The following is a 24,058-nucleotide window of genomic DNA, read 5'->3' as shown; positions in this document are numbered from 1 at the left end:
TGACAGCGGCCAGTCCAAACTCCCCGTAGGCGGCCATTTACCGCCCCGGTGACGGCCAGCGTTCTCCCCGCTGGCGGCCAGATATCTCCCCGGTGATCAAGCATCCGATGCCGGCGGCGAGGGTCTGCCGGTGAAGCGAGACGAGGAGATCATGGAGATCCTGGAGGCGTTCGACCTCACGGGGAGTTACCGCGCCGCCGGCGAGTTGGCGGGCTGTGATCACCACACCGTCGCCCGCTATGTGGCGCTGCGCGAGGCGGGTCAGCCGCCGGTCGCCCGGGAGCACCGGGTGCGGCCGATCGACGAGTACCAGGACAAGATCGAGGAGCTGGTGGTGCGCTCGGACGGCCGGGTCCGCGCCGACGTGGTCCACGAGCGGCTGGTCGCGATGGGCTTCACCGGCGGGGAGCGCACCACCCGGCGCACGGTCGCGGAGGTCAAGGCCCGATTGCGGGCCGGGCAGCGCCGGGTGTTCCGGCCGTGGGTAGTCGAGCCCGGGCTGTGGCTGCAGTGGGACTGGGCCGAGGGCCCTCGGGTGAACGGGCGCCGCACGTCGTTGTGGTGCGCGTGGCTGGCGTGGTCACGGTTCCGGATCGTGCTCGCGGTCTGGGACCGGACCCTGCCGACGATCGTGGCCTGCATGGACACCACCCTGCGCCGCATGGGCGGGGTCCCGACCTACGCGCTGACCGACAACGAGCGCACCGTCTCGGTCGACCATGTCGCCGGGATCGCGGTGCGGCACCCGGAGATCGTCGCGGTCGGACGGCATTACGGGATGACGATCCGCACCTGCGTGCCAGCGGACCCGCAGTCCAAGGGCGGCTCGGAGGCCACGGTGCGGATCGCGAAGGCCGACATCGTCCCGACCTCGGCGAACCTGCTGGAGGAGTACCGCACGTTCTCCCAGCTGGAGAGCGCGTGTCGGGAGTTCTGCGAGCAGGTCAACGCCCGGGCGCACCGGGAGACCCGCCGGCCGCCGGTTGATGCCCTGGCCGAGGAACGCACGAGGCTGCATCCGCTGCCGACAGTCGCGTTCACGGTTGCGTTCGGGACGACGCGGCGGGTGAACTGGGACGCCACCGTCTCGGTCGAAGGGGTGCGCTACTCGGTGCCCCACCAGCTGGTCGACACCCGGGTCTGGGTCCGGTTCCACGGCGACGACCTGGTCATCACCGCCGTCGGCGAGCACGGCCCGGGCGAGGTTGCCCGCCACGCCCGCTCGACACCCGGGACGCCATCGATCCAGCCCGAGCACTACCCGCCGCCCACCGCGGCGGCGAACGCCGCCGGGGAACGGGTGCCGCGGGCGGGCAGCGCCGCGGAGACCGAGTTCCTCGCCCTCGGCCCGGGCGCGACGTCCTGGCTGGTCGAGGCCGCCGGGTCTGGCGCGCGAGGGGTCCGACGCAAGATGGCCGAGGCCGTCGCGCTGGCCAAGCTGCACCCGCCCGGCGAGGTCGACCGCGCCCTCGGCACGGCCGCGGTCGCAGGACGGTTCGCCGAGAACGACGTACTGCGCATCCTCGCCCACCAGGCCGGGCGCGACATCAACAAGCCCACGGTCCGCGCGAGTGAGACGCACAGCCTGCAACCCGGCACCTCGGCCTGGTCCGGCTTCGGCATCGCCGCGCCACCTGATCCCGACCCCCATCCCGACCCGGCAGAGCTCGACCCGGCAGGAGAGCCGTCATGAGCGCGGTCACCGGATCGGTGCCGGCTTCGGCCGGGGATCCGCTCGCGGAGGCCGTCGCGCTGACCCGGCGGCTCAAGCTGCCCCACATCCGCCGCCACCTCGTCGAGCTCGTGCCGACCGCGCGGGCGCAGCGCTGGGACCACGCCGAGCTCGTCCGGGTCCTGCTCGCCGAGGAAGCCGCCGGCCGCGACGCCACGAACCTGCGCACCCGGCGCCAACGGGCCGGGTTCCCCGCCGGGAAGACCCTGGGCGACTGGGACGCGGGCGCGTCCTGCATCCCTCGGCCCACCCAGGACGCCCTGACCACCCTGGAATGGGTGGGTCGGCGGGAGAACGTGTGCATCTGCGGGCCGTCCGGGACCGGGAAATCCCACTTCTGCGAAGCGCTCGGCCAGGCCGCGGTCGAGGCCGGGATGACGGTGGCCTGGTTCACCATCGAAGACCTCGGCGCCCTGGTCCGCCGCCACCGCGCCGACGACTCGATCACCCGGGCACTGGCCCGGTTGATCCGCACCGACCTGATCATCGTCGACGACATCGGGCTGCTGCCGGTCTCCCCGGACGCCGCGGAGGGGTTCTATCGGCTGGTCGACGCCGCCTACGAACGTCGCTCGCTCGCGGTGTCGAGCAACCTCCACCCGTCCGGGTTCGACGAGATCATGCCCAAGACCCTGGCCACCGCAACGGTCGACCGGCTCCTGCACCACGCCCACATCGTCGTCACCGACGGTGACAGCTACCGGCTCGCGCAGGCCACCTCCGGCAAGGGAGTCACCGCCTTGAACTGAGCACGCACGACCGAGGGCGGGGACTTATCTGGCCGCCGTCGGGGAGATCTATCTGGCCACCAGTGGGGAGAACTCCTGGCCGCCAGCGGGGAGAACGAACTGGCCCTTGACACACAACACCCACATGACCACGAACCAGCGGGTCACCCGCATCGACGGCGACATCGCCGAGGGTTGGTGGTGCTTCTTCCAGCTCAGCCTCCTCAAGAACGGCGGCCGCACAGAGTTCGCCGGCCGCTACAACGACATCTACCACCGCACCCAGGACGGCCGGCAAATCAAGAAACGCGTCCTGATCGAACTCCTGCCCACCGTGCTGGAGAGCTACGAAGTACCGGAAGGGACGACCTGATCGCCGACCTCCCCAGTCGGACGGCTCGCATTGCGGGACACAATCGGCAACCTGTGTGTCTCAGGACATCGGAATGGGGTGTCTCAGGACTTCGACATAGGCGTGTCTCACGTCATCGACACAGCTAATCCGCTACGTCGCCGGCATGTCGAAACGACGCCTGGTCACGCCGCGCACGCTTCGGGCCGGCGTTATCCGCAATGCTCAACCATCACCGAGGCGCCCCAGCAATTCACGAAGCTCGGACACCACTGGATGGTTCTCACCCAGCTCACTGATCAAGTCGCGGATCTCCCTCGTCGCGATGTGGGTGGCACCGATTCCCGCTCGCAGCAGCGCGACCTGTCTCCGAATCTCAACGACCTCCGGTGCGGTCGGACCCAACCGGCCAACCTGGATCCGCAGCACGGGAATGAGTAGTTCCAGCGCCCGATCCGGGTGCCCGACCGCATGGTGGCAACCCGCCGCCTGGATTCGCCACTCCAGCACATCCGGATCCGCTTCGCCGCGCTCCGCACCTACTTCGGCGATCAACCACTCGTAATGCGGCAGCGCCCGGCCGTAGTCACCGCCCAGCAGAAGAGTGCCGGCCAACTGAAGGCGCAGGCTCCGTCGCTGAGAACTCGGGAGATCGTCACCCGTCTGCCGTAGAACTCCGACCAGCACAGAGGCCGCCTGCGTGAACCGACCGGCCTCGGCGAGGTCAGCCGCCTCCTCACGCGCTGTTCCGACATCCGCCGCGTGGGAGCTTTCCCGCACTGGCGTCGACGGTTCACCCGGTGACCGCACAGGCGGTAGCGGGGCGAAGGGCTGCCGGTACGGACGCGTGGGATCCAGTGCGCGACCGCTCTCCGGCCGCCCAGGCACCGGTAGGAACGGGGTCAACCGTCGATAAACCTCGTACGCATCGGCTGGGCGCTGTGCCGGCTCCTTGGCGAGCAGGTCAAGGATCAGCTCCTCGAACTGTTCGGGAACGTCCGCTCGTTGACGGCGGATGGGCGATGGTGGTTCGTCAACGTGTTGCCGCATGGCGGCGAAAGATCCCTGCGCGGTGAAGGGCCGAACACCGGCAAGCAGCTCGTGCAGGACGCAACCCAGAGCATAGAGGTCACTCCGTGTAGTCGGCGTGGCGCCCAGCACCTGCTCCGGCGACATGTACGCAGGGCTGCCGATGCTCTCGCCCGTCGTGGTCAGTCTCGTGACGTTCGAGTCGAGGAGCGCGGCCACACCGAAATCGAGCACGACCACAGCACCATCGGGCTTGATCATCACGTTGCGCGGCTTGAGGTCGCGATGCACTAGAGACACGGCGTGAGCGGTCGCGAGGACGGATGCGATTTGTGCGCCGATGGCGGCGGCGGTTTCGAGCGGCAGTGGCCCGCGCTCAGCGAGAAAGTCGGCGAGGTCGCAGCCCGGGACGAGCTGCATCACCAGGTACAGCCGCCCGCCGTCCGAACCGGCGTCGAACACAGCGGCCACACCGGCATGCTCCACCCGTGCGGTCATACGGGATTCCCGCACGAAACGCGCCGCCAACGCTCGCCGGTCCGCTCCCAGCGGCAGGGCTTCCGAGCGTAGGAGCTTGACCGCGACGCGACGGTCCAGCCTCCGGTCGAAGGCCTCCCACACCTCGCCCATCGCGCCGCGCCCGAGCGGTGCGGTGAGTTCGTACCGCTCGGCGAGGGTAACGAGTTCGCGCATGGCGGTCAGGCGACGTCGCGCCGAAGGGACTGGTACGCGTATCGCCGAGCGATGCTCTTCAGCTCGGCATTGAAATCCGGGTCGTCGGCGAACTTCTGGAACGCCTTGGTGTCGTTCTCGATGCGCTCGAAGACCTTCGCCTCGAAAACCTCGTCGAAGACGTGCCCGAAGTTGTTCTCATCGTTCGCGAACGCCGCCGCCTGGACTTGTGGTTCAGCCATCGCGGCCTCAGCGGAACCTTTGACGATGTCGTGTTCGCCCAGGTTCACGCCGAAGCGGTCGTTGAGGTCCGCGATCAGCTCCGAGAGAGATCTCTTGGGCGGCTCATGCTGCGCACCCGTCCCGTCGCCGGTGAACCCAGGGAGCATCTGTTCGCCCTCGGGAGTAAGGCTGACGTCGTGTTCACCAGTCTTGGCGATCCGCAAATGCGTGAGGTCGACCTGCCCGATGTCGACTCCCGGGTCCTCGCGCCTGGGGAGGCGGTTGAGCAGCATCTTGCCGTAGACGTACAGCCGCTCCAGGTCACGCTGGCTGAACCCGACGATCTGCGCCAGGAAGCCGTATTTACGCACGTAGTCCCTTAACGCGGCGCGGAAGCCTTCCGCCGCCTCTGGATCCTCCTCACGTAAGCCGGCGAAGCGGTCGATGGCGGGTTCGGTGAACCGGTAGAGCTCCGCGTGCGCCTTCTCCCACTGCTCGCGATCCGCGGCGTGGGCCTGGGCGCGCTCGTACTCCTGCGCGAACGCCTCCATTTCCGACTCGACAAGCAGTTGGTAGTCCAGCAACGCGCGCTCGGCGGTATAGATCAGGTTCGGATCGGACGGCGCGGTGATCGTGGCTTCGAAGAACGGCCGGAAGGACTCGGCGATGTCCTCGGCCTCATTGGCGAAGTCGAGCACGAACAAGTCGTCCTGGGACTTGAGCCGGTGCGTGCGGTTGAGCCGGGACAGGGTCTGCACCGCCGCGACGCCCTTGAGAGACTTGTCCACATACATCGTCGTCAGCAACGGCTGGTCGAACCCGGTCTGGTACTTCTCCGCGACAACAAGGATCCGGTATTCCGGCTTGGGATTGGTGCCTGCATCGGGATCGTCCATGGGGGTGTAGCCGAACGCAGCCGGCAACGCCGGTTCGCTGATCCCGTTGAGACCGGGCTCGGTGACAGTGTCGGCCTCAAGCCCATCGACCTTTACCTCGCCGGAAAAGGCGACAAGTGTCCCGCAGTCGGTGTAGCCCATGTCCTCGGCGTAGGCCTTGAGCTTGCGGAAGAGTTTGACCGCGTGCTCACGAGACCGGGTGACGACCATCGCCTTGGCCCGGCCACCCAGTCGGTGCCGGGTGTGGGCACGGAAGTGCTCGATGATGATCTCAGCACGTTGTTCGAGGCTGGTCGGATGCAACGTGGCGAAGCGAGCCAGCTGCGCGCTGGCTTTGCGCTCGTCGACCTCACGGTCGTCCGGGTTGCCGTTCGCGAGCCGCCAGTAAGTCTTGTAGGTGACGTAGTTGCGCAGGACGTCGAGGATGAAGCCCTCTTCGACTGCCTGCCGCATCGAGTAGACGTGGAAGGGACGCATGGTGTCGCCGAACCGTGTCCCGAACAACTCCAGCGTCTTGGCCTTGGGCGTGGCGGTGAAGGCAAAGTACGACAGAGTGTCGTGCTTGCCGCGAGCGAGGGCCGCCGCCGTCAGCGGATCCGCGGTCTCGTCGACGTCGTCGCTGCCGAGTTTGGTGAGAACCCGCTTGAGCGCCGCCGCCGACTCGCCAGACTGGGACGAATGCGCCTCGTCGACGACGATCGCGAACCGCTTCCCGCGCAGTCCGTCCACTTTGTCCAGCACATAGGGAAAGGTTTGCAGCGTGACGATGAGGATCTTGGTTGTCTCGCCCGAAAGAGCTTCCCCAACCTGCTCGGACTTGGAACCCTCCGACTTCTCGCTGATCCTGCGGACGACACCGCTCTGGTGTTCGAACTGGTAGATCGTGTCCTGCAATTGGCGATCGAGCACCGAGCGGTCCGTCACGACGATGACTTTGTCGAACACCGGCTCGTTCGACGCCGAGTGGAGGTTCGAAAGCCGGTGTGCGAGCCAGGCGATGGTGTTGGACTTGCCGGACCCCGCCGAATGCTGGACGAGGTAGTTCTGCCCCGGTCCGTGCTCGGCGGCGTGCTCGATGAGGCGGCCGACAGCGTGCCACTGGTGGTAGCGCGGGAAGATCAAGGTGCGGGCGTGCGGGCCGCGCATGCGGCCGCCTTTGGCCCTCTCCTTGGGCACTTCCAGATGCATGAAAAGGCGGATGATGTCGAGCCAAGCGTCCGGCTGCCACACCTGTTCCCACAGATAGGACGTTCGGTACTTGCCGGGCGCCGCCGGCGGGTTGCCCGCGCCGCCATCCTCTCCGGGCCCTTCCGAGCCGGTGTTGAAAGGCAGAAAACGGGTGGCCTCGCCCGCCAGCCTGGTCGTGAGGAAGACCAGGTTTGGGTCGACTGCGAAGTGCACGAGCGCGCGTTTGGCGAACAACAGCTCGGCGGGATCCCGATCGTGCCGATACTGGTGCTTCGCATGCTCGACGTTCTGCCCGGTGAGCGGGTTCTTCAGCTCGGCGGTGGCGACCGGGATGCCGTTGAGGAACAACGCGAGGTCAAGTTCCTTGCCCCGCTCACTGTCGGAATAGGCGAGCTGTCTGGTGACCGACAGGCGGTTCTGGCGGTACTGGACGAGCGCGTCCTCGGCGAGGGTGTGCGCCGGGCGGAAGTAGGCCAGCCTGATCAGGTGACCACGGTCCTTGACCCCGTGCCGGAGCACGTCGAGGGGGCCGCGCGTGTCGAGCTCCTGGGCGACCCTCCGCGCGAACAGCCTCTGTGCCTCGTCGCTGCCGGTGCCGTAGTAGGCACGGAGCTTCTCCCAGGTGTCGCTCTGGGTGGCTCCGATGAAGGTCCACATCTGGTCGGTGTCGATGCCGAGCTCGCGACGGTATCCGTCACGCTGACCCCGGTACCAGCCCGACTCCAGCAGGGCGCTCTCGATGGCGTCCTCGAACCGGACCTCGTGATGCGCGGTCATCGCGTGCCCACTCCTCGTCCCAACTTGACAGATCGCACAACTGTTCGTAGCCTGGTCACACAAGCCGGTGACAAGAGGTCCAGGGGACCACTTCTCGGGAGACCGAGATAGCCGGCTTCTTTCCTGTCCTCGGTCACGCCTGCCCCCACGGCAGAAATCTGGTCTTCAGAGTGGGCACGACGCAGGGTTCGTACCAGGAACACTTGCGCCCTTCCAGTATGCGCTGCACCGCCCACAGGGCGTAGTCCGCAACTTGGATTCCCCACGATGTCTGGGCGTCCCAAATGCACGGGACAATGGTCCGCCTTTGCGCGACCTGGTTGCAAACGTCTTCGAGCGCATGGCGAATCGCGTCGCGCTTGTTGTGCGTCTGCAACGAACCCACGATGACGTACAGCGTGTCACCAGGCTTGGTCACCCACCTGGCGATCTCCTTGAAGTGCAAGTACCACGCAACCTTGTAAAGGTATACGGGCCCCTTCTCCTTGATCGAGTCGTAGGCGTTGCGCTTGTACAGAAAGGTCGCGTCCAGGCGCGGCGCCTGCCGGCGGATGAGTTCAAAGACCTCACCGCGCGTCGCTGGCGAATCGTTCTTCGCGTGGAGGCCTTTCGGCAGGTTCACGCCGCGCTGCTCGAGATGACACCTCAGTTGGAGACCTTCCCACAGTTCCTGGCCGTGATCTCGGGTGAATACGGCGGTTCCGAATCCGAAGTAGGTGCTGGAGCCGGTGGAACCGCTCATGTCAAGATCGCCGGTTTCGTCGGCGTACATGTAGATCTCACTCATCGAAGAAGTCCTCGTCGATGCGCTTGAGGACGAAGGTGTCCTTCACTTGGACACCGATGTCGTGCTGAACCATCAGTTCCGCCAGGCGCTGGCCGTCGATCAGCACGATTCGATTGGGAATCCGTTCCACGTAGTCCCGTGCTTCCTGGCTGAACTGGCTGGTGGTGACGAAAACGCCGCGGTCCGCGCCGACGCCGTGCAGGGCGCCGACGAACTTCTGCATGTCGGGCCTGCCGACGACGGCATCGGTGTACCGCTTGGCCTGGAGGTAGACGGTATTGAGGCCCAGCGCGTCTTGTCGGATGGCGCCGTCGATACCGCCGTCACCCGAGCGGCCCCGATGCTCGCTGCCTGCCGCGTCTCCGTAACCCATCGCGTTGAGCAGCGTCAAGGCAAGCTTCTCGAGGAACTCCGGTGGCTGTTCGATGATCCGTTTGAGCAATTCCCCATGCAACGCTGAGGTAGCCTCGGCGACCGCATCGGCAATGTTCTCCAGCGGCGTTTCCGCGTCTGTCGCCGCCGGCAGCGCGCCACGACCGTTGCCCTGGGCGCGGGTCCGGCTTCTGAAGTCCCGGTACTCGGAGAACCGAAGGAGATAGTCGGGCGTGATCTCATCGCCGCGCTCATCGAGCACCTCGCGTCCGCGGCGGGTCAGCTGGGCGAAACCGCGGCGGGGTCGTTCGATAAGTCGCGCTTGGAACATATGCGACACGGCCCATTGCACGCGATTGTCGAGCCTGGCCTTGCCACTCGCGATCTTCTCCGCGCAGTCCGTATCACTCAGACCGAACGCGGTGACACAACCGTCCCGCAACTCACGCCAGTGCCGCGCCCGGCCGTCGGTGAGCTGCCGCATGATCGGGGCCATGAGCTCCTGCCACTGGGGGACTGTCATAGCACCCCCAGACGGTATTGCTCGGCAAGGATCACCCTGCGTTCGGTAGGCACGGATTCGTCGTCGAGAACGGCCGGCCGGTGCTCCGAGGTGTCGACCGAGCGGGCGTCGGCGTCCTTGGCGTCGCTCTTGCGCGCGAACTCATTGAACAGCAGCTGCTTGTGTTCTTGGATCTCCCGGATTCGCTCGTCGACGCTGCCTTTGGCCAGGATTCGGTGGACCTGCACGGTGTGGATTTGCCCCATCCGGTGGGCCCGGGCGATGGCCTGTTCCTCAATGCTTGGTTTCCACTGCGGTTCGGCGATGACCACCACCGATGCGGCCTGCACGTTCAGCCCGACACCGCCTGCCTCGATCTGGGACAGCAGCACGGCGCTGCCCTGCCGCTGGCTGAAGTCGTCCACAAACCGCTGCCGCATCGCCGGCGGCACGGAGCCGGTCAACGGGCCCATCGCGATGTCGCCCAAGGTTCGCTGGATCGCACCCAGCACATCGAGGAAGTAGGAGAACACGATGACCTTACGGCCGTCCTCCACCGCTTCCTCGATGATCTCACGGATGCGTTGCAGCTTGGCCGAATCCGGCGAATCGAAGGCTGCTCGGCGCATCCCCATGAGGTTCTTCGCCTTCACCGCCTCCCGATAGGCTTCCTCGTCCTGCCAGGACAGTTGGACCCAGTCCTCGACTTCGATCTTGTCGGGCAGTTCGGTGAGCACGTCTTCCTGATTGCGGCGCAGGTACACCGGGGCGACGGCACGGCGAAACGCCCTGGCGCCTGCGATGGCATCGGCCGGATCGATGCGCGCCGCCAGCCCCGGCTGAAGGTAGGCGACGAGGTTGCGGAACTCCTCGACCCGGTTCTCCATCGGGGTGCCGGTGAGGAACAGGGCGCGCTGGGAACGTTCGAGCACCTCGGCGACGGCCTGGGACCGTTTCGCATCGGGGTTCTTGACGTAGTGGGCCTCGTCGACCACGACCATCGCGATCTCGGCCTCCTCAAGACATTCGAGGGAACCGACCGTGGTGAACGTGGTGACCGCGACGCCGCCGGTACGGAGCCAGCGTTTGCCGGCGGCTTCGCGGTCGCGGCCGTGCAGGAGGTGCGCGGCAAGGTCGGTGTGCCGCTCGATCTCCTTCATCCAGTTGATCTGGACGCTCGCCGGGCAGATCACCATGAACCGGTGCTGCCCTTTGGCTGCCATGTGCGCGAACACGGCGAGCGACTCCACCGTCTTGCCCAGCCCCATCTCGTCGCCGAGGATAGAGCGCTGCTGATGAATGGCGTACTTGGCGCCGAACGCCTGGTACTCGCGCAGGGTCGCGTTCAGCAGGCTTGTGTCGAGTGGCTCGGCCGAGATCTTCTGGCGAAGTTCGGGCCCGATGAAGCCTTCGGCTGCCTCCCGGTCCTCGCTCTCGCCGGCGCCGCCGACCGTGGACAGCAGCGCGTTGAACGTGGCCGCATCGGCCGCGTAGTCCTGCCAGAGCTGCTCGGGCTGATAGTTGCGCGGGTCGGTAGCTTGTTCGGCGCTGTAGACGCTGTTTCGGAGCGCGACGACGTTCGGGTCGTCAAGGATCGCCTGGAGCGTTCCTACGGCCCCGAGCGCGGTGTCCTTTTTCCGCCGCCCGGCGAAGGTCATCCGCCATTTGCTGGTCGCGCGACCGGCCTCCGGGATCAGCGATGCGGTCTGTTCTTGGAACTGTTGGATCGGACCACGCAACGCGGAGGCGGCACCGTCTGCGTGCCGGGCAGCGGCCAGGGTGGCGAGCAGCTGGGTGTGGCCGATGGGCTTGCCCACCAGGTCGAGCCGGATACGCGATTCCTTGGCGAGCTGCCGCGCCAGCACTCCCGCCGCGGCAGCAGCCTCGTGCGCGGTGTGGCTGCCGACGCCGGGCACGCGGAGCAGCTGCGCGGGATTCACCTGGTGGATGTCCGCGACGGTCCGGTAGCCGGCGTTCTCGAGGCTGCCGAGCCGAACGCGCCCTTCCACGAGGGTGCGAAGATCCGCGACCGGACGCCTGTGCAGCTCGGCGTGGACCTGCTCGTTCAAGAGCGTGGCGGTCTGCTGTTTCGCGCTCTGCCGCAAGGCTTGCGGAACCTGCAACAGCCTGGCTCCTCGCGCGGCCAGGTCCTGCACCTGTGCGATGACCTGGCGCGCGAGCTCGGCGGGTTTCCGTGGCCGCTGTGGCACCCCGGCGCCCGCCTGTGGCGACGGGTAGACCCCCGTCATCGCCGTCTCCCCTCGATCCGCACGGTGGCTACGCCCGAACCCCGGACCGCGCCGTGGTCACGTCGAGCTGCCCGGTGACGGCCGCGGTGATGAGCGCCTGCCGCCGCTCGGCAAGGAGGGCGAGTTGGCGGTTGATCTTGTGGCGCAGACCGTCTGTCAGACGGCGATTATCTTCGACTTCCTGAACAAAGGCCAGCTGCACATCAAGCGGGGGCAAAGGCATTGGCCACTGCCTGATGTCCTCGCCCCGCAGCTTGACCATTGACTGTGAAGATCCTCGTGCGACCGATTGGATGAGGCTCCGAATACGACCTCCGTTTATGGCAATCGACGCGAAGCGCGGATCAATATCATCATTCAACACGACCCGATATATGAGGTCCGGAAGCAGCCGCATTCTGCTCGTATCGTCAGCGACGGCTGAATCGCCCACCAAGTCCGGAGTATTAGCCCGAGTGATCAGAAGGTCGCCTGGATGGACCTCAGCCCTACGCATTGGTCTAACGTTGGATGGCAACAGCTTGTTCTCAGCTCCATTGAAGATCCCCCTCTTGATCGAACTCAATTTCAGCACAGCCCACTCATCGTTGCTCGCTGGCGCCGCATCACATTCCGGACTGTGTCCTTGTTCGATCCTACGCACAACTCTGCGGAAACTGATCTCAGCATGTGTTTTCGCCAGCTCTCTCAGGGCCGCATCCACCAAGGAGAAGTGGCGCTCAGTCAACTTTTGGCCGACGCGCCCATGCAATTCGTGAACCCTGTCGATCCGGGATGTTTCGGCGTCGAGGAAGTCGGCGATGCGCCGCTGTTCCTCAAGCGGCGGAGTCAGTACAGGCAAGCAACGAAGCAAATCCCAGGGGGTGTCAAATTGCGACGGAGGCATCCATTTTGAGATTCGAGTAATTTCGGTCAAGTACGGCTTCGATCGAAGCAGGTAATGAAGGAAACGCGAATACCATCCTGTGCCCGGGTGGCACACATAGTAGGCAGGACTGACGATCCCATCGTACTGCGAAACACCGATGCCCCCCTGCCACGATCGAAGCTTATTGAAGACAATGTCACCCGGGCGAACTACAAGGTACCGCGACAAGTCTTCACCGAGTTGGTTGTGGTTGTCATCGCGCGAATCTCGTGGAACCACGCCCGCTTCGAGAAATACAGATAAGAGCCGACCGTCCGGCATGCCAGATTCCTTAGACCTTGGAGCGACGACCCAGAGGGGAAAACGAGGCCAGTCGCCAGGTCCAAGACCTTCGATAAGGCCCATCACTCCGTCACCTCCGACAGCAGCCGCTGGATCTCGGCCTCGAGCTCCTTGAGCTCCGCGTCGATCTCCGCCAGCGGCCGGGGCGGCACGTACTTGTAGAAGTGCCGGGTGAACGGAATCTCGTAGCCGATCTTGGTCTTGGTGTGGTCCACCCACGCATCGGGGACGTGCGGGAGCACCTCGCGAGCCAGGTAGTCGTCGATGTCCTCGTCAAGGGGAACGTTCTCGTTGTCGCGCAGATCGGGATCGGGCATCGGGTTGCCGTGCCGGTCAGTTTGCAACTCGCCTTCCGGGTCCGAAACCGAGAGCACCGACCACACCGCCTTGGTCACCGGCGCGGGCGGCTTGCCCAGCGGCGCCAGAACGTCCTTCACCACCGTCTCGAACTCCGCGCGTTCGAACATCGCGGGCTTGCCGACCAGGGTTCGCAGTGCCTCGATCAGCTTCTCGCGGTGCTCGTACTTCGCCAGCGGCTTCGCCGTCTCCAGCTCGGCGAGCGCGTCCTCGGTCACCTCGAACCGCAGCCGCAGCGGACGCTCGACCGTGATCCTCTGGTAGCCGAAGCTCCGCGTCGAGAAGACCTTGACCTTCTTGTGCATCGGGTGTTCGGCATCCTGCGCGGCGGTCAACGCCTGCGCATACAGCTCCGTCAGCTGCGCGATGTCGTCGTCGGGGACCAGTTTCCGTTTGTCCCCCAACGACTTGCGCATTTTCGCCCAGTTCTCCCGGGCGTCGAGCAGGATGACCTTGCCCTTGTGCGCCTCGTCCTTGCGGTTGGTCAGAATCCAGAAGTAGGTGGAGATGCCGGTGTTGTAGAACAGCTGATCCGGCAGTGCGACGATCGCCTCGAGCCAGTCGTTCTCCAAGATCCACCGCCGGATCTCCGACTCGCCAGACCCAGCCGCGCCGGTGAACAGGGGCGAGCCGTTGAAGACGATCGCCAGCCGTGAACCCCCTTCATCCGGCTTCTTCATGTGGTGGATCATGTGCTGCAGGAACAGCAGGGAACCGTCGTTGATCCTCGGCAGGCCGGCGCCGAAACGACCCGCGTGTCCACGCGTCGCCTCCGCCTCGACGTCGTCCTTGACCTTCTTCCACTCCACGCCGAACGGCGGATTGGCCAGTAGGTAGTCGAAACGCTTGCCGAAATGCTTGTCGTGATTGAACGAGTTGCCGAGCTTGATGTTGTCCGACCGCTCGCCCTTGATCATCATGTCGGACTTGCAGATCGCGTAGGACTCCGCGTTGAGCTCCTGCCCGTGCGGGACGACCACAGCCTGCGGGTTGTGCTCGAGAATGAAGTCCTCCGCGGCGGTCAGCATGCCGCCCGTCCCACAAGCGGGGTCGAGCACGGTCTTCACCACTCCGGGCGTGGTGAGGTCGGCGGTGTCAGGCGCGAGCAGCAGGTTGACCATCAGCCGGATCACCTCGCGCGGGGTGAAGTGCTCACCGGCCGTCTCGTTCGAGATTTCCGAGAATCGTCGGATGAGCTCCTCAAAGGCGTAGCCCATGTCATGGTTGGAGACCCGCTCCGGGCTCAGGTCGAGCTCGGCGAACTTCGCCCCCACCTGATACGTCAGCCCGGCACCATCGAGCCGATTCAGCTGGTTCTCGAAGTCGTACGCCTCGAAGATCTCTCGAGCGTTCTCGGAGAACGCCCCGATGTATGAACGGAGGTTGCGTCCGACGTAGTCCTGGTCGCGTACAGCCGAGACGAAGTCCAGCTTCGAGGTGTTGTAGAAGTCCACCTTCGACACCGTCTTCAGCATCCGATCGTTCTGGATGCCTCGCTCGGCAAGCTCCGCCTTGCGCGCGAGCACGTCGGCCTTGGTCGGAGCCAGGACGCAGTCGAGCCGTCGCAACACGGTAAAGGGCAGGATCACCTTGCCGTACTCGGACTGCTTGTAGTCGCCGCGCAGCAGGTCGGCGACCGACCAGATGAAAGCGGCCAGGCGGGTGTGCGTAGTACTCATGGACATCTCTCGGTTCGTCGTCGGCGGACTACGTCATGTTTCCGGGAACATCTGGATTTGACGAAGCTGTGATCTCACTTCACTCGAACGGCCCTAGTTACATGTGGAGCGCCCCCTCCGCGAGGCCATCGGTGATCTGTTGGACAAGCCGGCCGCCTGCGGAGGCGACATCGCGCAAGCTCACGTCGAGCTCGAGCATTCGCCGGAACCGCTCGCCCAGTTCCCTCTGTTCCTGGAGGTCGAGGACCGGGATCTCGACACGCCGGACATCGAAGCGATGGGCCCCTGATGCGGTCTGCGTGCTCGCCCGCGCCGATCGGCCCGCGCGCAGATACCCGGCGAGGAAGTGCGGGTCGAGCCGATGCGGGTCGACCCGCACGAGTTGCGCACCCGGGCCGAGGACCAGTCCGCTCTGCTCGACCACGACGGCCGCAGAGCGCCCACCACCCAGCGACACCACCGGAACGATGATGTCGCCAGGTTCGAGCGTGGGAGCTGCCACCATCGGTTCCGCCACCAGCCGCGACGAGGGCCCCTTGCCAGTGGCGACATCCCGTCCGGTCATCACCAGCGGCCCTTCAGCCTTCGGATCGTCTGTGATCTCCATCTTGCCGATGTGCTGCTGGCGGATGGTGAGCACCCCCGCGCGCGACAGCTCGCTCACTGTCGTCATCGCGACCGAGCGCCTGTCGGGGCGGGCGGCGACCCGCGGGATATCGCGAGCAAGAGTCGTCAACTGCTCCGCCAGCCGGGCCCCGGCGTTTCGCAACGCTTCGACGTCGACCGTTGGCGTCGACAACGGCAGGTACCTACCCGGCGAGAGGTCGACCTCGTCGTCCAGCAACTCGATCGGCTCGATCACCCGTTGCCTGCCCTCGATCTCCTCGACCGTGCCGGCCTCGCTGAACTGGCGCCACGGGGTCAGTACGGCAGACGTCATCGCCGGCCAATCGACTTGGCCCCGCCGTTCCGGCCGCAGACTGCTCCCGTCGACCAACAGAATCGGGTCGGCACCGGCTTGCGCCGGATTACGCAGCACCCATAGCTGGAGCGGGATCCCCGTGGATAGCAGCAAGCCTGGTGGGAGGGCGACGATCGCCCGCACGGCGCTGCGGCGGACGAGTGCCTGCCGGATGGCTCTGCCGGATTTCCGCGATGCGACACCGGCGGGCAGCAGGGCAACCACCGTCCCGCCGGTCTTGGTATGGGCCAGGCAGTGTTGCACCCATGCCAACTCGGGCTCTGCCTTGACCGGGACACCGTACTCCCAGCGAGCGTCCATGCCCAGTTTCTCGTAGCCCCAATCCCGGTAGCCGAAGGGCGGATTGCAGAGGACGCTCTCGGCACGCAAGCCAGGGAAGGCGTCGGCACGCAACGCATCGCCGACCTCGATACGGACCTCGGCGGGCAGTCGCGCCAAACGCGCGCGAGCCAGCGCGGCGATCGAGGGTTCGAGTTCCTGGCCCACAAGGGCCGTGGAACGCTCCGCCGCCGCCAGCAACAGGGCACCCGAGCCGCACGCTGGATCGAACACCGTTCCCGAAGGCTGGGCGAACTGGACCATCAGCTTTGCCAGTTCAGGCGGGGTGTAGTGCGAGGCGCGATTGCCCGACGAGAGGAATCGCTCGCAGAGCCTTTCCGCCAGCTCTGCAGGCGCGGGGTCTGCCAGCTCGTCCAGCCGCCGCCGGTGCTCGGGGGACACGCCTTGAGCGTCCCCACCGTCGAGGTAACGCACCCAGCGCGCGAGAACGTCCGCATCGGCGCCCGCGGAATCCAGCACCGACCAGAGCTCCTCCAGGGGGTCGATCTGGTCGAGTTTTCCCTGGTTCCGCAGCCAATCCCGCACCTCGGTCGCATCGAAACGAGGGCTGGCCTCGGTCCCGGCGACCGCGTTCGGGAAGTCGGCATGGCGTCGGCGCCAGTTGCTGACCGCAGCCCTGCCGACACCAGCCAGGCGGGCGATATCCGCTGCGCTCATGTGGGTGCGTTCAGTCATCGTCCCTCCGGTGGTCTGCCACGTGAACTTACCACAGCGGTCGATGTGCTGTTGACTATGTTCACATACTCAGGTCAACTGAAGCTCGTTAACACGAGCTCGATCCGAGAGGCCAGCCCTATGACGCATCCGCCCCAGGCGCCGCCCTTCGACCCCATTCACGGCCCGCAGGGGCACCACGCTCGCCCGCCCGTTCCGCCCAGGAGGCGCAGCTGGTTCGCCCGGCACAAGGTGCTCACCGCCGCCCTCGGCGTCGTCGCCGTCGCCGGCATCGGCTCCGCCGTCGGTGGTGGCGACGACAACGCCCCGGCCGGCACCGTCCAAACCGAACCGGGCCAGACACCCGAGACCGCCGGTCTCAACACTCCAGTGCGCGACGGCAAGTTCGAGTTCACCGTGTCCAAGCTGGACTGCGGCGAGACCGAGATCGGCGGCCAATACCCGGGTAAGACCGCGCAGGGGCAGTTCTGTTTCGTGTGGATCAGCGTCGAGAACATCGGCTCCGAACCGCAGACGTTGTTCGGGGCCAACCAGAAACTGTTCGACGCGCAGGGGCGCGAATTTTCGCCCGACACCGAAGCTGCTCTCTACCTGGATTCGCCAAGGACGCTCTGGGAGGAGATCAACCCGGGTAACCGGGTTGACGGGGTGGTCGTGTTCGACATCCCGGACGGCACCGAGCCCAGCCGCCTCGAACTGCACGACTCGGCTTTCAGCGGGGGCGCGTCGGTGCGGTTGTGACGACTGGCGATGGCGCCGAATGCCTTCCCGCGGTATCCGCTACGAGCGATCCGACAGCTGACTGTCCGTCACGAAACGAACACACCTGTTAACGAGCGACCGCTGCTACTCGACCGCATACAGCAAGTCGACCTGACAATCACCGAGGGATCAATGACCGACACGGGGAACAGTGGCGAGGCCGGCCATCTCGTCCAGGAGATCAGCGCGCGAGTCGAAGCGGCGCCGAGCCTGACCGACGAAGCAAAGCTCTGTGTACTCGCCGCACTGGACGGCGATGCCGAACTTGCTGAGGCCCTGGAAGGCCGGTACTCGCCACCAGAGCGTCAGGTCTCTACCGAAGCGGACGATCGGGCACCGGTCGGGGCCTTCATCAGCTCGATCCAGGCGCGTGGGTTCCGCGGGATCGGGGCCGAGTCGCGGCTCGAGCTGCACCCGGCCCCAGGATTGACCGTTGTCGCCGGGCGCAACGGCTCCGGCAAGTCCAGCTTCTCGGAAGCGCTCGAGGTTGCGCTGACCGGGAGCACCTACCGGTGGCGCAAGAAGGCCACCGCGTGGTCACAGCATTGGCGCAACCTCCATGACGGCGAGCCGTGGTCGATCAGAATCGAGCTCGCCGAGGAGGGTGCCGGCTCCACGACCATCGGGGTGGACTGGGCAGCGGGCGCCGAGCTGGCCGAACGCAACGTCTGGGTACAGCGATCGAGACAGAGTCGTGAACCCGGCATCGAAAGCCTCGGCTGGACCAGAGCCCTCGACCTGTACCAACCGATCCTGTCGTACGAGGAGCTGGGCGGCCTGCTCGAGGCGGGCCCGAGCAAACTGTTCGACAAACTGGACGCCATCCTCGGGCTCGACCAGGCCACCGACACCGAGCGACGGCTGGCTGAGGCGCTGAAACGGCTGCAGGAGGATGACAAGGCGGCCAAGGCTGAGCAGCGCACCGTCAAGGCGGCGCTGTCGGAATCCGACGACGAACGGGCTGCCGAAGCCTTCGCTCTGCTGAACAAGCGCCCGCCCGCCCTCGACGACCTGGCGGCCATCGCCGTCGGGCGGAAGAACACACCCATCGGCGACCTGGCGCGGTTACAAGCGCTGGCAGGCCTTCGTGCTCCGGATCGGGCCGAGGTCGCCGCGGTGACGGAAGCCGTTCGCAAGGCCGACCGCAAACTCGCCGACCACGCGATCGGTTCCGTCGATGCCGCCGCACGTCGGGCACAGCTGCTCCGCGACACGTTGGCCTTTCACGACCATGCTGGGGACGGTCCCTGTCCGGTCTGCGGTGTCGGCACGCTGGACTCGGCGTGGCGGCAGCAGGTCGAGCGGGAGCTTGAGTCCGAGGACGCCGAGCTCATCGTGTTTCAAAAAGCTCGCGCGGAGCGAGACCGGGCGGTGGAGCAGGCTCGGGCTCTGGCCCGTGAGGTACCGGCACCGCTCCGTGCAGGCCAGTTTGCGCTGGAAGCTTTCGACACCGCGCGGACCGCGTGGGAACTGTGGTCGCAGGCGCCCGACGATTCGGCGATCGCCGACCATCTCGATGCGACGTACGAGGACCTCGCCGAGGGCTTCGCAGCGCTGTCCCGAGAAGCGAAGGAAACTCTCACCGCCCACGAGGACAGGTGGGCACCGCTCGCCCAACGACTGGCGGCGTGGGTCGGCTTGGCGCGTCGGGCACGGGAGCAGGAAGCGTCGGTCGGGATGGTGAAGTCGGCGCACGAATTCATGAAGAAGTGCGTCACCGATCTACGCAACGAGCACGGCGAGCGCATCACCAACATCGCCCGTGACATCTGGGCGGCGCTGAAACAGGAGAGCAACGTCGACCTCGATGGGATCGAGTTCAAGGGGACGAACACGAGAAGACGCCTCGAACTGCGCGCCAACGTCGACGGGGCCGATGCCACGGGTGGCGCGCTCGGCGTCATGAGTCAGGGCGAGCTACAGGCGTTGGGTCTGGCGCTGTTCCTGCCGCGAGCCACCATGGACGGCAGTCCGTTCCGGTTCGTCGTGCTGGACGACCCGGTACAGGCCATGGACCCGGCGAAGGTCGACGGATTCGCGGATGTGCTGGCCAAGATCGCCGAACACCGCCAGGTGATTGTGTTCTCCCACGACGACCGCCTTCCGCAAGTGGTGCGTCAGATGGGGCTCGACGCACGGATTCTCGAGGTCACGCGGAAGGCCAACTCCTCGGTGCGGGTGGACGCCTGTTCCGACCCCGCTCAGCGGTACCTCGATGACGCCCACGCGGTGGCGAAGGATTGCGAGGTGCCCGACGACGTCAAGAAGCGGGTCATCGGCGGAATGGCCCGCATGGCGGTCGAGGCCGCCGCGCGCGACACCTACATGGCGCGGCGCTTCATCGCCGGCGACCACCGCACGGATGTCGAAGACCGCTGGGCGCAGACCAGGTCGACAAGTCAACGTGTCGCACTGACGCTCAGTGGCGCCGGGTCGAACGACGTCTCCAGCTGGTGGACAGCCAAGCCTTGGCGCAGATCGACGCGTTACCTCGTACGCGACGCCGTCCACCAGGGCACGTCCGGAGACGCCATTGACCTGGTGCGGGACGTCTGGCGAACCGTCGATGACATCCGGTCGGGTAGGCGATGACCGAGCTCACCGCGGCGGACTTGCTGGGTCACGCGCGCAGAATTCTGGAGAGCGCCGGTGATCTCCCACAGGCAACGCGACTCGCTGCCGTCCTTGCGCGACAGTCCCTTGAGGACGCCGTGCATCGGCTTCTGACGTCCTTCGGATACGACCTATCGCGAGCGAACATGCGATCCCGGCTGATCAGCTTGCAAGTGCTCATGCGTGAGAAGGATGGAGTGCCGAAGATCGCCGCGCTCGCATGGAACGGACTCAGCCATCTCTGCCACCACCACGCCTACGAGCTCACGCCTACCGTGGGCGAGGTTCGGCATCTGATGGATCAAGTCGACGCGGTCGTGCGTAGTGTCCGTCCGTCACGACTCGGAGAAAGCTGGTAACACACGCCGAGCATCAACTTCCTAGGCAACGTTGTTCCACAACCAACGCCACCACGCCGACTCCCAAGGAGCCCGCACCGTGGGGGTCTGGGGGCCCGGCCCCCAGATACGACGAGCGAAACGCACAAGGCCCGCGCCCTACGCGGGCACGGGCCTCGGATGCGTGGACCTTGGGGGAACTTACTACAACACAAAACCCCAGGTAGAAGCCCTGGAGAACCTGCTCCAGAAGCTCCCCGACCCGTCCGCGCCCGCTCCGCAGCCCGTCGACCGGCCTAAGCCAGGTCGGGCACGGCAACTCGATACTGTCCAGACCCAAGCGCTGATCCAGGGCTATCTGGACGGTGCCACGACCTACGAGCTAGGTGCCCTGTTCGGCATTGATCGGCGAACGGTCAGCAACATACTCCACCGGAACGGTGTGCAGATGCGCCGACGGGGACTGTCCCCTGACGAAGTCGATGACGCCATCCACCTTTACAAGCTTGGCTGGTCTCTGGCACGGGTCGGCGAACACCTGAACGTCGACCACACCACTGTCTTGACCAAGCTGCGGGAGCGCGGTGTCCCGACCCGCGACTCCCACGGGCGGCCCCGATCTTTGAGTGGGTGAGTCAGTTGCCGCGCCGTCGCCTCCCTCGGCGTCGCGGCCCGGCCGTAGCCGTTCTTCCGGTCGGCGGCAGCCGCGTCGGACGGGTGTACCCGAACGTGGACAACCCGACCGGCGCGCGGCGGGTGCCACGTGGCAACTGACCGCCAGCACGGCCGCCCGCAACGATGGGCGAACGGGCCGGACCCCGCTCAGAAGCCGGATCCGGCTGCGGTGGTTACCGCGTGGAACGCCAGGGCCGGTCCCGGTTTTGCATTCTCCCCAGAAGTTGGGCGTAGTAGCTGTCGTCACGAGCTTGTGCGTATCCGCCTTGGGCTGCCGAGCGGTTGCCCAGAAGCGACCACGCTGCGCTCGCCGCGTCGCGAACACCGGGGTCGCCACCGTGGCCCTGTGAGATGTCGGAAAGAAGGGCGAGGAGCGCTTCGGTCTCGTCGCCGCTGAGCAGCGTGTCGGCATCCAATGGTCCGCGGCTGGGCATTTTCGCCTTCCTGGAGCTGTGGCCTCAAGATCAAGACCAGGCGGTTCATCGAAACCGTCCCCGCCTCCGGATCGTCGGCAGGAGGTTCACCGACTGCGGTGACCGGGTGTGCCGTCATCGGTGCTGGGCAGGGACCGCACCCTCTGCCTCCGTACTCTGTTGTGCCTGGTCACCGGCCCGATCTTAGATCAAGAGCGCCACCCCGACGATGACGACGAGCACGATCAGAGCAATGACTCCGATCGTCGCGGCGGACATGGTCAGCTGGATCGTGCGGGGTACTCGTCGAGCCGAAATGCGAAGCGGGTTCTGCTCCTGGTCCCGCGAAGCAGCCGGCAGGGTCACGAGCTGCGGGCGGCCGAACCGAGGACGAGGTCGGAACGAGTCCCACGCCCAGAGGTAGTGCTCGACATCTTCGACGGGCCGCCCAGCCCGATCACACAACACCAACAGCAAGGTGCGCAGGTGCTCCTTCTTGTCCAGCGGCGGCAGCTTCTTCCCCGCGACGTACGGCTCGAGCCCGGATTTGCTCCAAGTGTGCTTGCGGTCAAGGTCCCACATCGCCGCCGCGATCGCCCGCAGGCTCATATCTGCCTTCGCGGTCAGCGCCGCCATGGCGGCCATGAAGTCCGCCTCGCTGACGATGGCGGCGATGTCGCGCGGCGGAGAGACGCGCTGCCACAAATGCTGAGCGAGCCGTTCATGTGCTGCCTGGCAGACCTCGCGGTCGTGATCACCAGGCTGCAACAGGTACAGAAGTTGCTCGTAGACCGACCAGGCAGCGAGTTCCGGCTTCGCGGCACGGTCGCGTTGGCGGCCAGGATCGAGGGCGAGTTCCACCTCGGTGATCGGCAGGCCCGTTTCAAAGGCCAGGAGCGTCGGCGGCCAGATCGCACCGGAGACGGGCCGCTCGCGTAGCCGCGCCAAGGTCGATCGCAGCAGCTCCGCGTCGAGGCGCCACTCCGCGCTGCTTCCGTTGGCCGACTTGCCCTGTGTGGGAGGGATGCTCATCGTCGTCACATCAGATCTCGTTCCGTCGCTTGTTCCGCCTCGTGGCCGGGGCCGGGGCCGTCACCGTGACCAGCCATCCCGCGACACCGGCAGCGACGGTGAGCGGTTGGCCCAGCACCACCATCACGACGACGAAGACGGCCAGGACGCCGAGGGTGATGATCTGAGCGCGGGGTGCGGCACCACACGTGGTGCGAGGCGGCATCGGCACCGAAAGCGAGAATGCGGACATCAGGTGGTCACTCCAGTTGGGTGTCAGCGGTTGAGGGCTGTCGACGTGCCGGGTGCGAGAGCAACGCTGGTGGTGGCCTGCCACCGCTCTCGCCGGGGCTTTTCCATCATGGAGGACCGTGGCGGGAGATGGGCAACGCGCGCTGTCCGGGCAGGACCCCTCTCGGATGTGAGTTGCGCCACCGATTTTGAGTGGATCTCGCCCATCGGGGCCGGGATTGCTCAAACCCCTCCTTACCTGCGGAAACACTCGTTCCGGCACCGGTCGCGGCCGTTTCCGCTGATCAGGGACGTCTCCGTCGCGACGCCTCGGGCACGCATCGCCGGAACGCGTCATTCCAGGTCAGAGGCCGTGCCGTCGGCATCGGCCGCGCCGACAGTAGCCTCTGACCAGCACAAACAGGTTTGACGAAGAATTCCGGATAAACCGGACACCATCGGCCCTTCGCGGTGCCGGAGCAGCCGCGAGATGAAGTGCAGCCCCTTTCTCGGAGGTCAAAACTGTCCGGAACTGCTGATCAGAGGCCATCCGCACGGGACGTCCGCAATCCATAGTCCCTGCTCGCCGTGTCCCGTACGTCCACAAAGGAGGACCATGGTCGCTGTTGTGCCAGCTCACGCCACTGTGCGTACACCGGAGCTCTGTGAATGACCTGGTAGTCGCCTTGCTGTGCCGCCGACATCGCCTTACCGTCTCCCGCGGCTCGGCAGAGCGCGACTTCCTGACATGAAAGCCCTGTTCAGCGAGGTACAGGTTGCCTTCGCCAGCCGCCGTGGACGAGGTCGCCACTTCGATGGCGCGTCTTCTCGCAGCACCGGGGCGCGAGCTTGCCGAGCGGCACTTCTGTCTCAAACCGTTCTCGAGGCCGGAGTGTGAAACGTCCTGGTCAGAAGGGTTACGCGGTCGTCGGTGAGAACGACGAGCAGCTTCGCGGCCATGGCGGGCGTCGACTGGAGCTGCCCAGCCAGCGGCGCGTCGCTGCGGAGGATCCCGGAGCACGCGGTTTGCGAACGGACGACGTCGCCGTCGGCTTGCCGGCCGAGTTGCACCAGGTCGTCGAACGACCCGACCTCGGACCACACCCGCGAGTGATTGTCCGATGGACACTGAACAGCGTCTGCCCACCGTCCAGGGATCGCCCGCGCCCGCAGCGCGGTGTTCAGCACCGCACGCGCCTTCTTGCGGACCCGCGCCTCCTTCTCCAACCGCAGCACCGCCCTATCCACCGTCTGCAGGTCGGCGAGG

The 24,058-nt window shown here is 66.1% G+C and carries 16 protein-coding genes; 5 read left to right on the top strand and 11 right to left on the bottom strand.

Annotated features, from left to right (window positions below; translation table 11 throughout):
- Positions 1 to 130: 130 nt before the first annotated feature.
- The 3 genes from istA (at position 131) to DI005_RS18430 (ending at position 2,833) form a co-directional block, all read left to right on the top strand.
- Positions 131 to 1,693, top strand: coding sequence for an IS21 family transposase (istA, locus tag DI005_RS18440; protein WP_113642933.1), 1,563 nt, complete (start codon positions 131 to 133; stop codon positions 1,691 to 1,693).
- Positions 1,690 to 2,481 (top strand): IS21-like element helper ATPase IstB, encoded by a 792-nt coding sequence (istB, locus tag DI005_RS18435; protein WP_113642932.1) that lies wholly within the window; start codon positions 1,690 to 1,692, stop codon positions 2,479 to 2,481. Before istA ends, istB begins: the two co-directional genes overlap by 4 nt.
- Positions 2,482 to 2,605: 124 nt before the next feature.
- A complete protein-coding gene (locus DI005_RS18430) occupies positions 2,606 to 2,833 on the top strand; it encodes a hypothetical protein (protein ID WP_113642931.1) in 228 nt (75 codons plus the stop codon).
- A 204-nt stretch (positions 2,834 to 3,037) separates the two neighbouring features.
- On the opposite strand, the gene DI005_RS18425 is transcribed toward DI005_RS18430, so the two are convergent.
- The 8 genes from DI005_RS18425 to DI005_RS18390 all read right to left on the bottom strand — a co-directional run bounded on the left by DI005_RS18425 (position 3,038) and on the right by DI005_RS18390 (position 16,748).
- Entirely contained in the window at positions 3,038 to 4,534 is a 1,497-nt protein-coding gene (locus DI005_RS18425; protein ID WP_113642930.1) for a serine/threonine-protein kinase, read from the bottom strand.
- A gap of 5 nt (positions 4,535 to 4,539) precedes the next feature.
- Positions 4,540 to 7,476, bottom strand: coding sequence for a type I restriction endonuclease subunit R (locus tag DI005_RS18420; protein WP_233520189.1), 2,937 nt, complete (start codon positions 7,474 to 7,476; stop codon positions 4,540 to 4,542).
- A 253-nt stretch (positions 7,477 to 7,729) separates the two neighbouring features.
- Positions 7,730 to 8,383 carry a DUF3800 domain-containing protein gene (locus DI005_RS18415; protein WP_113642928.1) on the bottom strand — a complete coding sequence of 218 codons (654 nt, stop codon included), beginning with the start codon at positions 8,381 to 8,383 and terminating at the stop codon, positions 7,730 to 7,732.
- Entirely contained in the window at positions 8,376 to 9,251 is an 876-nt protein-coding gene (locus DI005_RS18410) for a restriction endonuclease (protein WP_158559838.1), read from the bottom strand. The genes DI005_RS18415 and DI005_RS18410 overlap by 8 nt, the downstream gene beginning before the upstream one ends.
- A 23-nt stretch (positions 9,252 to 9,274) precedes the next feature.
- Positions 9,275 to 11,506 carry a DEAD/DEAH box helicase gene (locus tag DI005_RS18405; RefSeq protein WP_113642926.1) on the bottom strand — a complete coding sequence of 744 codons (2,232 nt, stop codon included), beginning with the start codon at positions 11,504 to 11,506 and terminating at the stop codon, positions 9,275 to 9,277.
- A 28-nt stretch (positions 11,507 to 11,534) separates the two neighbouring features.
- Positions 11,535 to 12,695 carry a hypothetical protein gene (locus tag DI005_RS37960; RefSeq protein WP_147263863.1) on the bottom strand — a complete coding sequence of 387 codons (1,161 nt, stop codon included), beginning with the start codon at positions 12,693 to 12,695 and terminating at the stop codon, positions 11,535 to 11,537.
- Between the two features lie 83 nt (positions 12,696 to 12,778).
- Positions 12,779 to 14,752, bottom strand: a complete 1,974-nt coding sequence (locus DI005_RS18395; RefSeq protein ID WP_113642936.1) for a class I SAM-dependent DNA methyltransferase — start codon at positions 14,750 to 14,752, stop codon at positions 12,779 to 12,781.
- A gap of 97 nt (positions 14,753 to 14,849) precedes the next feature.
- Positions 14,850 to 16,748, bottom strand: coding sequence for an N-6 DNA methylase (locus DI005_RS18390; RefSeq protein WP_113642924.1), 1,899 nt, complete (start codon positions 16,746 to 16,748; stop codon positions 14,850 to 14,852).
- 231 nt (positions 16,749 to 16,979) lie between these two features.
- On the opposite strand from DI005_RS18390, the gene DI005_RS18385 reads away from it, so the two are divergent.
- Both DI005_RS18385 and DI005_RS18380 read left to right on the top strand, forming a co-directional pair.
- Positions 16,980 to 17,489, top strand: coding sequence for a DUF4352 domain-containing protein (locus tag DI005_RS18385; protein ID WP_199542960.1), 510 nt, complete (start codon positions 16,980 to 16,982; stop codon positions 17,487 to 17,489).
- 153 nt (positions 17,490 to 17,642) lie between these two features.
- Positions 17,643 to 20,102, top strand: a complete 2,460-nt coding sequence (locus DI005_RS18380) for an AAA family ATPase (protein ID WP_158559837.1) — start codon at positions 17,643 to 17,645, stop codon at positions 20,100 to 20,102.
- Between the two features lie 1,651 nt (positions 20,103 to 21,753).
- Here the strand turns inward: DI005_RS18380 and DI005_RS18365 are convergent.
- The 3 genes from DI005_RS18365 to DI005_RS18355 form a co-directional block, all read right to left on the bottom strand.
- Positions 21,754 to 22,590 carry a hypothetical protein gene (locus DI005_RS18365; RefSeq protein WP_091675188.1) on the bottom strand — a complete coding sequence of 279 codons (837 nt, stop codon included), beginning with the start codon at positions 22,588 to 22,590 and terminating at the stop codon, positions 21,754 to 21,756.
- Between the two features lies 1 nt (position 22,591).
- Positions 22,592 to 22,813 (bottom strand): hypothetical protein, encoded by a 222-nt coding sequence (locus DI005_RS18360; RefSeq protein ID WP_091675187.1) that lies wholly within the window; start codon positions 22,811 to 22,813, stop codon positions 22,592 to 22,594.
- An 848-nt stretch (positions 22,814 to 23,661) separates the two neighbouring features.
- Entirely contained in the window at positions 23,662 to 24,027 is a 366-nt protein-coding gene (locus tag DI005_RS18355) for a hypothetical protein (RefSeq protein ID WP_158559836.1), read from the bottom strand.
- Positions 24,028 to 24,058 lie beyond the last annotated feature (31 nt).

The organism is Prauserella sp. PE36 (assembly GCF_003311655.1).
GTDB lineage: Bacteria > Actinomycetota > Actinomycetes > Mycobacteriales > Pseudonocardiaceae > Prauserella_A > Prauserella_A endophytica.
Note: the sequence above shows the minus strand (reverse complement) of the source record. Positions and strands in the feature narration are given on the sequence as shown.

Bases quoted from the DNA above. Each gene is read 5' to 3' on its own strand.
- DI005_RS37960 (WP_147263863.1), bottom strand. From the start codon at position 12,695: ATGCCGGACGGTCGGCTCTTATCTGTATTTCTCGAAGCGGGCGTGGTT.
- DI005_RS18425 (WP_113642930.1), bottom strand. From the start codon at position 4,534: ATGCGCGAACTCGTTACCCTCGCCGAGCGGTACGAACTCACCGCACCG.
- DI005_RS18380 (WP_158559837.1), top strand. From the start codon at position 17,643: ATGACCGACACGGGGAACAGTGGCGAGGCCGGCCATCTCGTCCAGGAG.
- DI005_RS18390 (WP_113642924.1), bottom strand. From the start codon at position 16,748: ATGACTGAACGCACCCACATGAGCGCAGCGGATATCGCCCGCCTGGCT.
- istB (WP_113642932.1), top strand. From the start codon at position 1,690: ATGAGCGCGGTCACCGGATCGGTGCCGGCTTCGGCCGGGGATCCGCTC.
- DI005_RS18430 (WP_113642931.1), top strand. From the start codon at position 2,606: ATGACCACGAACCAGCGGGTCACCCGCATCGACGGCGACATCGCCGAG.
- DI005_RS18410 (WP_158559838.1), bottom strand. From the start codon at position 9,251: ATGGCCCCGATCATGCGGCAGCTCACCGACGGCCGGGCGCGGCACTGG.
- DI005_RS18360 (WP_091675187.1), bottom strand. From the start codon at position 22,813: ATGTCCGCATTCTCGCTTTCGGTGCCGATGCCGCCTCGCACCACGTGT.
- DI005_RS18395 (WP_113642936.1), bottom strand. From the start codon at position 14,752: ATGAGTACTACGCACACCCGCCTGGCCGCTTTCATCTGGTCGGTCGCC.
- DI005_RS18420 (WP_233520189.1), bottom strand. From the start codon at position 7,476: ATGTGGACCTTCATCGGAGCCACCCAGAGCGACACCTGGGAGAAGCTC.
- DI005_RS18415 (WP_113642928.1), bottom strand. From the start codon at position 8,383: ATGAGTGAGATCTACATGTACGCCGACGAAACCGGCGATCTTGACATG.
- DI005_RS18405 (WP_113642926.1), bottom strand. From the start codon at position 11,506: ATGACGGGGGTCTACCCGTCGCCACAGGCGGGCGCCGGGGTGCCACAG.